At 69.5% G+C, this 13,900-nt stretch carries 14 protein-coding genes and 1 pseudogene; 9 read left to right on the forward strand and 6 right to left on the reverse strand.

The features are described from left to right. Positions 1-50 precede the first annotated feature (50 nt). The 5 genes and pseudogenes from ABZV58_RS31650 to ABZV58_RS31670 all read left to right on the forward strand — a co-directional run. Entirely contained in the window at positions 51-614 is a 564-nt protein-coding gene (locus tag ABZV58_RS31650) for a hypothetical protein (protein WP_355003862.1), read from the forward strand. Between the two features lie 207 nt (positions 615-821). Beyond that, positions 822-2,294, forward strand: coding sequence for a PepSY-associated TM helix domain-containing protein (locus tag ABZV58_RS31655; protein WP_355003863.1), 1,473 nt, complete (start codon positions 822-824; stop codon positions 2,292-2,294). A gap of 131 nt (positions 2,295-2,425) precedes the next feature. Next, on the forward strand, positions 2,426-3,139 hold the full coding sequence (locus ABZV58_RS31660; protein ID WP_355003864.1) for a hypothetical protein: 714 nt from the start codon (positions 2,426-2,428) through the stop codon (positions 3,137-3,139). 145 nt (positions 3,140-3,284) lie between these two features. Then, positions 3,285-3,755: a DUF4383 domain-containing protein gene (locus ABZV58_RS31665; protein ID WP_355003865.1), complete on the forward strand. Its 471-nt coding sequence runs from the start codon at positions 3,285-3,287 to the stop codon at positions 3,753-3,755. A 17-nt stretch (positions 3,756-3,772) separates the two neighbouring features. Next, positions 3,773-4,228: pseudogene (locus ABZV58_RS31670) on the forward strand (SRPBCC family protein); the annotation flags it as partial. 184 nt (positions 4,229-4,412) lie between these two features. Here ABZV58_RS31670 and ABZV58_RS31675 read toward each other — a convergent pair. The 4 genes from ABZV58_RS31675 to ABZV58_RS31690 all read right to left on the reverse strand — a co-directional run bounded on the left by ABZV58_RS31675 (position 4,413) and on the right by ABZV58_RS31690 (position 8,239). Further along, positions 4,413-4,682, reverse strand: coding sequence for a hypothetical protein (locus tag ABZV58_RS31675; RefSeq protein WP_355003866.1), 270 nt, complete (start codon positions 4,680-4,682; stop codon positions 4,413-4,415). A gap of 12 nt (positions 4,683-4,694) precedes the next feature. Next, the gene (locus tag ABZV58_RS31680; RefSeq protein WP_355003959.1) at positions 4,695-6,395 is read right to left on the reverse strand and encodes a sodium:solute symporter family protein; all 1,701 of its coding nucleotides are present in this window, start codon (positions 6,393-6,395) and stop codon (positions 4,695-4,697) included. A gap of 288 nt (positions 6,396-6,683) precedes the next feature. Continuing rightward, positions 6,684-7,814: an alcohol dehydrogenase catalytic domain-containing protein gene (locus tag ABZV58_RS31685; protein ID WP_355003867.1), complete on the reverse strand. Its 1,131-nt coding sequence runs from the start codon at positions 7,812-7,814 to the stop codon at positions 6,684-6,686. Further along, positions 7,814-8,239: a tautomerase family protein gene (locus ABZV58_RS31690; protein WP_355003868.1), complete on the reverse strand. Its 426-nt coding sequence runs from the start codon at positions 8,237-8,239 to the stop codon at positions 7,814-7,816. The genes ABZV58_RS31685 and ABZV58_RS31690 overlap by 1 nt, the downstream gene beginning before the upstream one ends. A gap of 117 nt (positions 8,240-8,356) precedes the next feature. Between ABZV58_RS31690 and ABZV58_RS31695 the strand changes: the two genes are divergently transcribed. Beyond that, the gene (locus ABZV58_RS31695) at positions 8,357-8,926 is read left to right on the forward strand and encodes a helix-turn-helix domain-containing protein (RefSeq protein WP_355003960.1); all 570 of its coding nucleotides are present in this window, start codon (positions 8,357-8,359) and stop codon (positions 8,924-8,926) included. Between the two features lie 64 nt (positions 8,927-8,990). On the opposite strand, the gene galK is transcribed toward ABZV58_RS31695, so the two are convergent. After that, the gene (gene galK, locus ABZV58_RS31700) at positions 8,991-10,100 is read right to left on the reverse strand and encodes a galactokinase (protein WP_355003869.1); all 1,110 of its coding nucleotides are present in this window, start codon (positions 10,098-10,100) and stop codon (positions 8,991-8,993) included. A gap of 172 nt (positions 10,101-10,272) precedes the next feature. Between galK and ABZV58_RS31705 the strand changes: the two genes are divergently transcribed. From ABZV58_RS31705 to ABZV58_RS31715, 3 genes are read left to right on the forward strand one after another with little or no spacing between them, the layout of a single operon-like run. Beyond that, positions 10,273-10,857 carry a pyruvoyl-dependent arginine decarboxylase gene (locus ABZV58_RS31705; RefSeq protein ID WP_355003870.1) on the forward strand — a complete coding sequence of 195 codons (585 nt, stop codon included), beginning with the start codon at positions 10,273-10,275 and terminating at the stop codon, positions 10,855-10,857. 5 nt (positions 10,858-10,862) lie between these two features. After that, on the forward strand, positions 10,863-11,432 hold the full coding sequence (locus ABZV58_RS31710; protein ID WP_355003871.1) for a hypothetical protein: 570 nt from the start codon (positions 10,863-10,865) through the stop codon (positions 11,430-11,432). Next, positions 11,432-12,985 (forward strand): GGDEF domain-containing protein, encoded by a 1,554-nt coding sequence (locus ABZV58_RS31715; RefSeq protein WP_355003872.1) that lies wholly within the window; start codon positions 11,432-11,434, stop codon positions 12,983-12,985. Before ABZV58_RS31710 ends, ABZV58_RS31715 begins: the two co-directional genes overlap by 1 nt. Positions 12,986-13,065: 80 nt before the next feature. Here ABZV58_RS31715 and ABZV58_RS31720 read toward each other — a convergent pair whose 3' ends face one another. Beyond that, positions 13,066-13,821: a DUF6319 family protein gene (locus ABZV58_RS31720; RefSeq protein WP_355003873.1), complete on the reverse strand. Its 756-nt coding sequence runs from the start codon at positions 13,819-13,821 to the stop codon at positions 13,066-13,068. Positions 13,822-13,900: the final 79 nt, after the last annotated feature.

The following is a 13,900-nucleotide window of genomic DNA, read 5'->3' on the forward strand; positions in this document are numbered from 1 at the left end:
GGTCGCTCAGTGTGGTCGGCGACCAGTAACAGGTCCGTTATCATCAGCGGGTGAGTATCGAGTTCGACCGGTCGGCTGCGGGACGTCGCAGCGCCGTCGCGCGGCTGCGCGGCGGGTCGGCCGGTGCGATCTCGGGAACCGTCTCCATCGCGGCCCACGGCTGGGCCTCGGGCGGCATGGCCCCCGACAGCACCACCCTCGCCCTGCTCGCCGCGGCGTCCGCGGTCGTCGGCGCGCTGGTGGCCGGGCTCGCTCCGCTGCGCGACACCGCGGCGGGTCTGATCACGGCGCTGGTCGGCGGTCAGCTGCTCGGCCACGTCGCCATGGGCTTCAGCTCCGGGCACCTGCACCACGGCGACGCCCAGCTGACCCCGCAGATGCTCGCCGCGCACATCGTCGCCGCCTGCGTCGCCGCCGTGGTCATCCGCGGCGCCGAAGCGGCCTATCGGATCGGCACCGCCGTCCTGGCACGGGTGCTGCCGGTGCTCTATCGGGTGCCGGTCGTCGCTGATCCGGCTCCGCTGCGCACCACCCACCGCGACCGCGTCGTCCTGCGGATTCTCGCCGCCGAGACGCTGCGCACCCGTGGCCCGCCGCGGCTCGTTCACGTCTGATTCAACCCACACCCGGTGCACGAACGCGCTGTTCGCGTTCCCGCCGCCGTCCCGCGTTCCGACGCTTGTTTGTCGTGCGCGTCCGGACTCTCGCCGCCGGCGATGTCACACATTCCACCCACCGAGCACTCCTCGGTGCGGCCGGTGTGCGTCGCGCGCGGTGTCTCGCGCACCCACCGGGTTCCGAACCTCAGAAACGAAACGACCGTGAGCACAACAGAAACCATCACCCCCGACGCCGAATCCTCGGCGCCGCCGCCCGAACCCGCTGGGCGGCGCAAGTCCCCGGCTCGCAACGGCCTGCAAGCGCTGACCATGCGGCTGCACTTCTACGCGGGCGTCTTCGTGGCGCCCTTCATCCTGATCGCGGCCGTCACCGGCGCGCTCTACGCCATCTCGCCGACGTTGGAGTCGTTCGTCTCCCGCGACCTGCTGACGGTCGAACCGGGCGAAGCGACGCGCCCACTGGCGGAGCAGGTCACCGCCGCGGTGGCGACGAGGCCGGAACTCGCGCTCGCCGCGGTCTCGCCCGCGCCCGGACCCGAGGACACCACCCGGGTCATCTTCACCGACCCGTCGCTGGGCGAATCCGAGCGCCGCGCGGTGTTCGTCAACCCCTACACCGCTGAGCCGGTCGGCGAATCGGTCATCTACGGCAGCTCGCAAGCGCTGCCGCTGCGCACCTGGATCGACCAGTTGCACCGCGATCTGCACCTCGGCGAGACCGGCAGGCTCTACAGCGAACTCGCCGCCTCCTGGCTGTGGGTCATCGCGCTGGCCGGTCTGGTGCTGTGGTTCCGCCGCGTCCGCTCGCGCAGGCAGCGCAACTCGGCCGCCTGGCTGTTCGCCCCCGACCGCTCCAAGGGCGGCCGCGGCCGGACGATGAACTGGCACGGCGCGATCGGCGTGTGGATCCTGCCGCTGATCCTGCTGCTGTCGGCCACCGGCATGACCTGGTCGACCTACGCGGGCGAGAACATCACCGAGCTGCGCGAGCAGCTGAGCTGGACCACGCCCGCCGTGAGCACCGCCCTGCCCGGATCGACCGCGCCCGATCACTCCTCGGGTGGCGATCACCACGGCGGCGGACACGCGCACGCACCGCAGCCCACCGATCCGCGAGCCCGGATCGCGCAGGTGGACCGGGTGTACGAGTCCGCGCGCGCCGCCGGGATCACCCAGGCGGTGGAGATCGCGATTCCGGCCACCCCAGAGAAGGCGTTCGGCGTGAAGGAACGGCGCATGCCGGGCACCTACAGCGTCGACGCGGTCGCGGTGGACGGCGCCACCGGCAGCATCACCGATCGGCTCGCCTTCGCCGACTGGCCGCTGATGGCCAAGCTCACCAACTGGGGCATCGCGTTCCATATGGGCTTGCTGTTCGGTCTGCCGAATCAGCTGCTGCTGCTCGTCGCGATGATCGGCCTGATCGTGGTGATCGTGTCCGGCTACCTGATGTGGTGGCGCAGGCGTCCGACCCGCGGCTCGCGGTTCGCGCTCGGCCGGGCTCCGCGCCGCGGCGCGTTGCGCGGCACGTCGCCGTGGCTCGCGCTGCCCGTGCTCGCGGCCGCGTTGGTCGTCGGCTGGTTCGTGCCGCTGGTCGGCCTGAGCCTGCTCGCGTTCCTGGCCGTGGACGTAGCCGTCGGGCTCGTCGGACGGCTGCGCGCCACCGTGTCCTGATCTCCCGCTGACTTATCCGCGCCGCGCGGGACCACCCCGGCGCGTTACCTCACGGCCTGCCGATTCGTCATAGGTACGGCCGTCGCCCTGTCGCGCCCGCGACAGCCCAGACAACAAGGAATGCACAGCCCATGAAGATCACGAAGTTCGCCCTGGCCGCCGCGTTCATGACCGGCGCGGTCGGCATCGCCGCGGGCACCGGCTCGGCCGCACCCCTCGACGACGTCGCACCCGCCGCGATCAATTTCACGGCGAACGCCACGGAGACATCCTCGATCGTCTCGATCGATGCGGGCTCGCTCGTCGTCGAGGACAACGCCTTGAAGATCAAGGCCACCGACGGCACCGTCGTCGCCGGAACCCCGCTCACGCTGCGCATCGATGACTTCGAATTCCCCATCGCCGCCGACATCGCGGACCGCACCGCCACGCTGACCCCGCAGTTGTCGATGGACAACGCCGTCTACAAGCCGGTCGCCCTGCCCTTCGAGGACAAGGCCCCTTGGAAGAACGAATACGACAGGGAAAAGGACGCCTGGTCTCGCATGACCAGCACCATCAGCATGGGCGCGAGCATCGGCACCCTGGTCGGCGGTCTCGGCGGCGGCGCCGTCGGCTGCGTGCTCGGCGGCATCGTCGGGGCGACAGTCGCCTCGGCCACCATCGTCGGCCTCTTCGGGCCCTTCATCCCCGCCGCCGCCGTCGGCTGCATCGGCGGCATCCTCGCCGTCGGCGCCCTCGGAACCCTCGCCGGGCAGATCTTCGTGACCGCACCGGTCGCCATCGGCGCGGCCATCCAGTACTTCACCACCATCAACGCACCGTTCACCTCGCCCGCGAAGTGAACCGCTAGAACACCCTCTAACCAGCGCGAACCCCGTTCGGCCAACAGCCGGGCGGGGTTCGCCGCGTTCGGCCGCCCGTTTGTCGGCCCATAGCCCGGGTATGCGACCGGTGTCCCAGTTGCCTGCACACAGAAAGGCATCTGCCATGGCAACGTTCGATGCCACCACGCGGACCAACGTGTGGTCCCCGGTGCGAATCGCCGCGTTCGCTGTCGGCGCGGTATTCCTGCTCGTCGGCATTCTCGGCTTCATTCCGGGTGTCACGACCGATTACGACAGTCTCGACTGGGCCGGACACCACTCCCAAGCCAAGCTGCTCGGGATCTTCCAGGTGTCCATCCTGCACAACATCGTTCACCTCGCCTTCGGCGTAGCGGGCTTGCTCGCGTCCCGAGCGGCCAACGCCGCGGCGGGCTTCCTGGTCGGCGGCGGGGCGATCTATCTGGTCCTGTGGCTGTACGGGTTGATCGTCGACGAGGCGAGCGACGCGAATTTCGTTCCGCTCAACACCGCCGACAACTGGCTGCACTTCGGGCTCGGGGTCGCCATGATCGCCCTCGGCCTCACGTTGCCGCGCATGACCACCGGACGCAGGCACACCGGCCTGCTGAACTGACGAGAGAAAGGAAGAATATGAGCACAATGGCCGCCACCGTGGACGTCGACGTCCCTGTCCACACCGCCTACAACCAGTGGACGCAGTTCGAGACCTTCCCCCAGTTCATGGAGGGAGTCGAGGCTGTGCAGCAGATCGATGATCGGCACACCCACTGGCGCATTCATGTCGGACCCTCGACCCGCGAATTCGACGCCACCATCACCGAACAGCATCCCGACGAGCGCGTCGCGTGGAAGTCCGACAGCGGCCCACGGCACGCGGGCGTGATCACCTTCCACCGGCTCGACGACACCCACACCCGGGTCACCGCGCAAATGGACGTGGATCCCGAGGGTTTCGTGGAGAACGTCGCCGACAAGCTCGGCGTGCTCGAGCACCGCGTCGACCGGGACATGCGGCGGTTCAAGGAGTTCATCGAGAGCCGGGGCAGCGAGACCGGCGCGTGGCGTGGCGACATTCCGCGACCGGGAGCCGGCGACATGCCTCGCCAGGGACCTGGGGACATGCCGCGCCAGGGAACCGGCAACATGCCGCGGCCGGGCAGCGACATGCCGCGGCCGGGCGGTGAAATGCCGCGACCGGGCGGCGAGATGCCGCGACCGGGTAGCGGCATGCCGCGACCGGGCGGCGAACCCCCGCGGCCGGGGATCTGATTCACTCGGCGGCGTTCGACTGATCGCCGTCGCGCGGCTGCTCGTCGAGGTGCGGCGTCTCGGATTCGACAGGCACGACCGGACGCGACAGCACCCAGACGAGAAAGGCCACCGCGACGGCGATCATGCCGAGCCCGGCCCACAGGTTGACGTTGATGCCGCCGGTCTTCGCCTCTTCGGCGCCGGTGTCGTGGACCAAGCCGGTGATCACCAGGATCACCCCGTAGCTGCCGAGCAGGGCTCCCACGATGGTGCGGATATCGAACAGCATTGGCGTTCTTCCTTATCCGACGAGAACATTCAGTGCGATGACGAGCACCAGCGCGATGCCCGCGAGCAACACCGGGCGCTGATACCAGGGCAGCGTGTCGGCTTCCGGGTCGGTGCGCATGGATTCGGGGGTCTCCGAGTAGACCAGTCCGACGAGTTCGGCGGCGGGTTTCGGCTGGGTCACCTGGCTGACGACGACGCTGACCACGATGTCGACCACGAACGCGGTACCCGCGGCAACGAAACTCGCACCCTGCCCCGACAATTCGAAGACGCCCGCCTCGTGCATGAGGAAAACCGTTATGGCCGAACCGGTTCCGGCGACCAGACCCATCCAGCCCGCGGTGGGCGTCATCCGCTTCCAGAACATGCCGAGGATGAACGTGGCGAACAGCGGCGCGTTGAAGAAGCTGAACAGCGTCTGCAAGTAGTCCATCATGTTGCTGAAATTGCCCGCGATGAACGCCGTGAAGATGGCCGCGACAGTCGCGCCGACGGTGGCCAGGCGACCGACGGTGAGGTAATACCCGTCCGAGCGATCCTTGACGACATATTGCTGCCACAGGTCGAAGCTGAAGACGGTGTTGAATGCCGAGACGTTGGCGGCCATGCCCGCCATGAACGCCGCGAGCAGGCCCGCGAGCCCGACGCCCAGGAGTCCGTTGGGCAGCACGTCTTTCATCAGATACAGCAGCGCCTGGTTGTAGGTGACGTCGCTCGAGTACTCCGGATCGGTGGTCACCGCCTGCTTGTACTCGGCCATCTGCGGCACCAGTACCGCGCTGATCATGCCGGGGATGACGACGATCAGCGGAATGAACATCTTCGGGTACGCGCCGATGATCGGGGTGCGCCGGGCCGCGGAGATGGAGTGCGTCGCCATGGCTCGTTGCACCTCGACGAAATTGGTCGTCCAATATCCGAAGGAGAGCACGAAGCCCAGGCCGAACACGATGCCGAGCACCGAGAGGAAGTCGTTGGCGAACCCGCTCAGCGCGTTGCCCGCCCAGGACTCCAGCTGTTCCGCACCGCCGGGTGACGCGGACACCTTGTCCCGCAGGCCATCCCAGCCGCCGACCTTGTGCAGGCCGACCAGCGTGAGCGGAAGCAGCGCCGCCACGATGACGAAGAACTGCAGCACCTCGTTGTAGATGGCGGCCGAGAGCCCACCGAGGGTGATGTAGGACAGCACGATCACCGCGGCCACGATCACCGACACCCACAGCGGCCAGCCGAGCAGCACGTTGACGATGGAACCGAGCAGATAGAGATTCACGCCGGCGATGAGGATCTGGGCTATCGCGAAGCTCAGCGCGTTCACCAGGTGCGCGCCGGTGCCGAAGCGCCTGCGCATGAACTCCGGCACGCTGCGCACCTTGGAGCCGTAGTAGAACGGCATCATCACCACGCCGAGGAACAGCATGGCGGGCACCGCGCCGATCCAGAAGTAGTGGAAGGTCGGGAAGCCGTACTCGGCGCCGTTGGCCGACATGCCCATGATCTCGACCGCGCCGAGGTTGGCCGAGATGAACGCCAGGCCGGTGACCCACGCGGGCAGCGAACGACCGGACAGGAAGAAGTCGATGCTGGAGGACACCCGCTGCCTGGCCAGCAGGCCGATGCCGAGCACGAACACGAAATACAGGGCTACCAGGGCGTAGTCGACGGGTTCCGCGTCCAGGCGCAGGGTGGTGGCGGCCTCGAAACGCAGCAGCGTCGCGCCGGGAGGCTCGCCAGGCAGTGCGGAGTGGAAGGGTGAATCGGCAAGCGGCACAGCGTCGTCCCTCCTGGCGTGCGACCGGCGACGAGGCGTGCCTCCGCCTTCGCTCCGGCCGTGCGCGGGCTATGGACGGGCCTGGTCGGGGCGCGTCCGTCGTGCGGTACTCGTGACATCCACTGTGCGTGATTGTGCCGCACCCGCGTGGCACAATCACGCACAAAACCTGGACGGTTGCTCAGCGAGTCCGTCGCCCCGGGGAATTCGCCACGGCGCGAGTCAGCGCTAGCCCGTCCCCAACGGCGGGCGGTGCAGCACGAGTTTCGTGGTGTGCGCGGTGTAGGCATCGGGCGCGTCGTCCCAGGCGGCGAGCAGGGTGGTGACCTGTTCGGCGGGAAAACCGGTGCGCGCCACGAATTCCAGTAGGTCGGGTAGGACCGGACGGACGTTCGAGACGCCGATCTTCAGCGTCGCGTCGTTGGCGTACATGTGCATCAACGGGACCTTGGTGCCGGGCGGTAGGTAGTAGCCGACCGGCGTGCAGATCCCGCCGGGTTCGAGCGAGCGCAACGCGAGGTCGACGCCCGTAGCGGTGGACGTGCCCTCCACGACGAGGTCGTAGCGGCGGGCCGGGATATCGGCGGCGCGCAACTGCTTCTTACGTGTGCGATGTGGTCGGGCACCGAGTTTCTCGGCGATCGCGAGCCGCTCCGGGCGATGGTCCACGTAGTCGACGACCTCGGCCCCGTGCGCGACCGCGAGCCCCGCGGCGTAGAGCCCGATGCTCTGCGCAGCGCCCCCCAGGACCAGGACCGAGCCGCCCGGCCGGAGCGCCAGGGACGGGACGACGCACCGCCACGCGTCGGCGAGGTTGTCGGAGGCGGCGGCCACGCGCAGCGGGTCGAGGCCGTCGGGCAGGCGCACCAGCATGTGGTCGGCATGTGGAATGCGCAGCCGGTCGGCGACCATGCCGCCCCACGGTCCGCTCGCGGGTCCGAAACCGAAAGCGGCCAAAGTACTCTCGCGAGTCGTCGCGCATTTCGCGGTGAGGCCGCGCGTGCACTCCCGGCAATGGCCGCACGAGACCGACCACGGAACCACGACCACATCGCCGCGCGCGAGACCGGTGACCTCCGGTCCGACCTCGAGGACTTCGGCGATGCATTCGTGTCCGATGCCGAACGGGCCCTGGAACGGGACGGGCCCGCAGATGCTCGCCACCACCGGGTCGACCAATCCCGCCCGGATCCCCAGCTGCATGGCACGGCTGACGTGCCGGTGGATCGGCATGGTGTCCCCGTCGCAGCGTCCCGCGACGAACGGACGGACGATCGCGTCGCCGCCCGCTTCGAGCACCGGGTCGGGCCGGTCCCGCCATTCGAGGTGCCCGGCGCGAATGAACTGCAATTCGCGCATCAGGCGCGCTGGCCTTTCGCGAGCGCGGCGAGCTCGGCGAAGCGGACCACCTGGCCGCCCGCGCCCCAAGTCCCTTCGGGCTGTTCGTGGATCAGCACCCACACGCGCAGCGCGTCGGCTTCCGTGAGGCCCGCCGCGGCGAGCACGTCGGCGGTCACCTCCTTGATCAGGCCCTCCTTACGGCGGTCGGAGAGCGCGCCTTGCGGCACCGTGACGTCGACGCGGAAGCGCGGCAGCTCGTCCTCGGCGGTGATCAATCCACCCTCGGGCACCTCGTCGACCCGGCTCCAGGCCAGCGCGCGGAAGAACGCGGTGTCGGGCGCACCCTCCCACTTCAGCAGGGTCGCTGCCAGCGTTTTCTGCAGCATGCGACGGGTTTCGGCGGCGAGGACCCCGGCGGGCAGGGTCAGCTGGATCATCGGCATGTCGTCTCTCCACTTCTCGGAACAACCGGCTTATAACGGTCGTTATAAGTTTCGAACGGTACTCTATGACGGTCGTTATGAGCAAGGAGGTGCGCGGTGGCGAAGACGTCCCCGCAGATGCGGGATCGCATGGTTGCGGGCGCCGCGGACATGATCCGGCGCCGCGGGTTGAACGCCACCAGCGTGCGTGAGCTGGCCAAACACGCCGAGGCTCCGCTCGGGTCGACGTATCACTACTTCCCGGGCGGGAAATCGCAACTGGCCGTCGAGGCGGTGCGGTTCGCCGACGCGCTCGCCGCGCGCAAGCTCGCCAAGGAGCTGCCCGCCGGGCCGCTCCCCGGCCTCCGCGCGTTCGTGGACATGTGGCGAGAAGTGGTGCTCGACAGCGATTTCCGCGCCGGATGCCCGGTGCTCGCGGTGTCGGTCGAGGACCCCGCCGACGCGGACGACGCGCCGCGCGAGGCCGCCGCGGCCGCCTTCCGCAACTGGACCGCGCTGCTCGCCGATTCGTTGCGCGCGCACGGCGCGAGCGAAGACGACGCCGAGCAGACCGCGACGCTGATCGTGGCGGCGATCGAGGGCACCGTGGCCATGTGCCGCGCCGAACGCAGCACCCGGGCGCTGGATCAGACCGTCGAGAAGCTGGAGTTCCTGGTCCGGGCGATCACCGATCCCGAACGCGGCTGAAGGTCGGCGGCGACGCCCCTCTGCACCCGCGCCGACCCGCACCGCCGCGCGCCACAACCGGCACTCAGGACTCGCGGCGCGCTCCATCGGCCGGAACCACGACGAACGTGCGTGGCACGGGGAAACCCGAGCGGGCGAAGCGATCACCGACCGCCGCGACCACCGCCTCGGTGCGTTCCCGGTCGACCAGCGCGATGACGCTGCCGCCGAAGCCGCCGCCGACCATCCGCGCGCCGTGCGCGCCCGCCTCCAGCGCCGCCGTCACCGCCGTGTCGAGCGCGTCCGTCGAGACCTCGAAATCGTCACGTAGTGAGGCGTGGCCCGCGCTCAGGGCGGGACCGATCTCGCGCGGATCCGCCCCCTGGCGCAATTTCTCGGCAACCGCCACCACGCGGGCGTTCTCGGTGATCACGTGGCGCGCCCGCCGCCGAGCGACCGGGTCTACGATGCGCGTGAGATCCGCCGCCTCGGCGTCGCGCAGCGCGGGCACACCGAGTTCGGCCGCGGCCGCCGCGCACTGTGCGCGCCGCCGCGCGTAGCCGCCGTCGACCAGTTCGTGCGGCTGGCCGGTGTCGACCACCAAGAGCTCCAAGCCGAAAGCGGCCAGGTCGAAGGGGATCTGCTCGTAGCCCCCGTTGCCACTGGTGAACCGGCGCACGTCGAGGAACAGCGCGTGACCCGCGGTGCACAGCACGGCCGCGGACTGGTCGAGCACGCCGGTCGGCGCGCCCGCGTAGTCGTTCTCGGCGGCGCGGGCGATATCGATGAGTTCGCGGTCGGCGACGGTGGGCGCGCACAGCTCCCGCAGCGCCACCGCCACCGAGCACGACAGCGCAGCCGAACTCGACAGTCCCGCGCCGATCGGCACCGCGCCGTCCAGTTCCAGCACGAGGCCGGGAACGGTGTGCCCGCGCCGCACGAACTCGGCGACCACGCCGAGCGGATACCGCGCCCAAACCGGCAGCCGCTCCCGCGCCTCGCCGAGCTCGTCGATTCCGATCCGCACCGACTCGCCGGGGCGCTGCCGCGATTCGACGCGGACGAGCCCGTCGGCGGTCGGCTCGGCCGCACACCGCGTCACCAGCGGCAACGCGATGGGCAACACGAAACCGTCGTTGTAGTCCGTGTGCTCGCCGATGATGTTCACCCGGCCCGGTGCCACCCATGTCCGCACTGCTGCCTCGCTCGATCGACTCGGAGCTGGTTCGTCGCGCCACACGTTACGAGACACGCCGCCCCAGCATCGCTTTCGGCCGGTGCGCGTGCGCGATTCACGTTCGTGCCGCACAGTCGAATTCGAAGCAATATCGGCCTGCAAATTAGGCCGAGAGTTTTGGGAGGGCACTATGATTCAGACCACCCCACGCAGCGGCCTGCTCGGGCTGCAGTGGATCGATCGACTACTTCCGCCCCTGGGCAGGCCGGAGCGTGACAACCGGCGGATCCCCGGGGCGCCACTGAGGATCGAGATCGGCGCGGCGACAGGGGTGGGCCCGACAGCGCTGTCGGCGTTCGACGCGGCCCTGCGTGAGTTGGGAGTGGGTGATGCGAACTTGATTCGCCTGTCGTCGGTGATCCCGCCGCGCGCCATGCTGGAGCGCACCGCCCGTGTCCGCAAGCCGATCCCCTGGGGTGATCGGCTCTACTGCGTCTACGCCGCACAGCACACCGAGGAGGTCGGCCGCTCGGCCGCCGCGGGTGTCGGCTGGGCGCTGCGCGACGACGGTTCCGGAGCGGGGCTTTTCGTCGAGCACGAGGGCGAGACCGCGGTCGAGGTCGAGGGGCTGATCCGCGCCAGCCTCGCGGACATGACCGCCCACCGGCCCGAGGGCTTCGGCCCGGTGCAGCTCTCGCTCGCCCAGACCCGCTGCGCGGGCGACCCGGCCTGCGCGGTGGCGCTTGCCGCCTACCACACGACCTCTTGGAGCTGACGGCGATGAGCGAGGTGCACGTCACCGTCGAGACCACGATCCCGGACGACCGGATCGAGATGTTCCACCGCCTCTACGAAGAGGCGTTCGGCCCGCTGCGCGCCAAGGCCATCGCCAGGCAGGTGCTGCACCGCGACGAGTTCCGCGAGGAGATGGTCGACCCACGGGTGCACAAGCACGTCGCGCGCACCGCGTCCGGCGAGCCGATCGGACTGACCACGCTGACCAGGCATTTGGAGACGGTGCCGTGGATCAGCCCGGACTACTTCGCCGCGCGCTATCCCGAGCACGCCGCGCGCGACGCGATCTACTACGCGGGATTCACCCTTGTTGCGCCAAGTGCACGACAAGGGGCCGCCTTCCATGCCATGATCAAATCAGTTGTCCAGACATTGGTGGCCGAGCGTGCCGCGGTCGGCTGGGACATCTGCTCGTACAACAACACTCAGCTCTCGTTCGCCGACAGCATTCGCGCGGTGCTCGATGAGCAGACGAACGTCGAAGTCGCGGTGGAGGATTCACAGACGTACTACGCCGCACAGTTCACCGGGGACGGAGCGACCAAGGGGGGCTGATGACATCCAGCGAAGCGCAGGCGAGCGACCGCGGCTACTGTACCGGAAACCTTTGGTGCGTGGCACTTCTCGGCGGCTGGACGGCGCTGATCTCGGTGCCGCTGGTGTTCCAGTCCCGCGCGCTCGCCCTGCTGACGATGCTGGCGGTGGTGGCGGGGGCGCTCACCATGATCGGGGCGGGACTGCTTCGCCATCGCCCGGCACAGCCGCTGCCGTGGTATCTGCTGTCGCTGTCGGCGGTGCTCTTCGCGCTCGGCACCATGCTGCGCGATTTCGCCGACGCCTCGATCAGCCCGCTCGACGACATCTGCACGCTGGCCGGTTATCTGGGCATCGGGGTGGCGGCCACGCTCTGGCTGCGGCCCAGGCAGGTCCGCGGCAACTACGATCTGCTGCTCGATTCGGCGCTGATCGGTCTCGGGGCGCTGCTGGCCTCCTGGACTTTCCTCATTTCCCCCATCCTGCAATCGCGCGCCGCCACCCTGACCACGGTGGTCGCGGCGTCGTATCCGGTCCTCGACGCCCTGCTGCTGACCTTGGTCGCCCATTCGGTAGCCACTGCGACCCGCTCGGAAACCTCGCTGCGGCTGCTGCACCTGGCCATGGTCGCCGTGCTGGTCGGCGATCTCGGCTACAGCCTGGAGACCGCGGGCACCGCCTCGATCGGCCACGAGGTCCTGCTGACGCCGCTGCTGATCGCCTACGCCGCTGTCGGCATCGCCGCGCTGCACCCGACCATGGCGAGTCTCGGGGCGCCGCGCCACATCCATCCGCACCATTCCAGGCAGCGCGCCAGTTTCATCGCGGTGGCGTTGATCGTGGCGTCGCTGGTGCCCGTGGTCGGCTCCAGTCTCGGCTCCCTCGACCGGGCGGTGGTGTCCTCGCTGTTCGCGCTGCTGCTGATCGGCGTGCTGGTGCGCAGCGAACGCGCCATCCAGCGCAGCGCCCGCAGCGAGCGACGGGCCCAGTACCAAGCCGACCACGACATGCTGACCGGCCTGCTGAACCGGTCGGCGCTGCTGCGCGCGCTCAACCGCAACAGCGCGCACTGGCGCGACCAGCCGCTGTGCCTGCTGTTCATCGACCTGGACGGCTTCAAGATGGTCAACGACAGCTACGGTCACGCCGTCGGCGACGAGCTGATCGCCAACGCCGCCTCCCGGATCCGGCGGGTGGTGCGCCGCGACGACGCGGTCGCCCGCTACGGCGGGGACGAGTTCGTGGTGCTCGCTCCGCTCGGCAGGCAGGACGCGGCCGTGCTCGCCGAGCGACTACTCGGGGCCTTCGTCCGCCCCTTCGAACTGAGCGCGGGCGAAGTGCCCATCACCGCGAGCGTCGGCATCGCGTGCGACAGTCCGCGCGCCCCCGAGGCCACCGTCTACGACCTGATCCGGGACGCGGATTCGGCGATGTACCACGCCAAGGAGTACTCGCTCGGCTACGCCTTCCACGACGATCTGCGCCACCCGCACCTGCCCGCGGGCCGCCCGACCGCAGCGCCTGAGCCCACATCCCGGACCTGGCGCTCGAATGCCGAGAGCACCGCGGTCTGACGCCGAGACATCAGACGATCCGGACGCCGCCGAGCAGCCCGGGAACGCGTCCTACCCGGCAGCTCCGAACGAGCCGGGACTCAGTCCGTCAGTTCGTCCAACAGTCGCTTGGCCTCTTCGAGCTCGGCCCGCAACTGCTCGACCTTCGCCAGCTGCGCGCCCCGTGCCGCCTCCAGGACTCCGGCGACCACCTCGGCCACCTCCGGGTGCAAGATCTTGGCCGCCTGCGCGACCGCGGAACTGTTCACCGGCAGCCCGCGCACCGAGCGCTTCTTTCCGTTCACCACCTCGACCGTCCACTCGCCGTCGGCCGTGCCGGACAGCGTCACCGTGACCTCCGCGGCCTTCGCCTTGCGGGCCGCCGCGGCCTTGGCGGGCTTCGGCGCGGTCGCCGGCTTCGACGCGGTCGCGGCGGATCCGCTCGATTCCGACACTGGCGCAACGGGTTTCGGCGCTGAGGTAACCGGCGCGGGGCTGGCGGTCGGCGCCGGTGCGCTCGTCGTGGTCGACGGCTGGGTCACGGTCGAGTCCTTCCTTGTTGTCGACTTCGGCTGGCTGGGTGGTGCGGCCGCCGCCCGGTCGCGCGACGGCTTGGTCAGCGTCACTTCGGTCGGAGAAAAGGACAGTACATCCTTCGACCCCGTCGGCCGCACCTGCAGGAAATCACCGTCGGACGGATCGCCGAGCGCGATCACCTTGCCCGAACGCCCCTCGGGCACACCGACGGCGGCGGCGGTGAACCAGACCATCGGCGGGCGGCCGCCCGCGATCTCCGCGGCGATCTGCTCGATCTCGGTGTCGGACAACGGCTTGGGTTTGGTTCTTGGCGACGGCATGGGGCACTCCGAGCGGTCTTCGTGGATGTCTGCGTGCACAGATGATGCCGCACGCCACCGACAGATTCGCACGGCGTCG

The sequence above is a fragment of the Nocardia sp. NPDC004654 genome (assembly GCF_040609595.1).
GTDB lineage: Bacteria > Actinomycetota > Actinomycetes > Mycobacteriales > Mycobacteriaceae > Nocardia.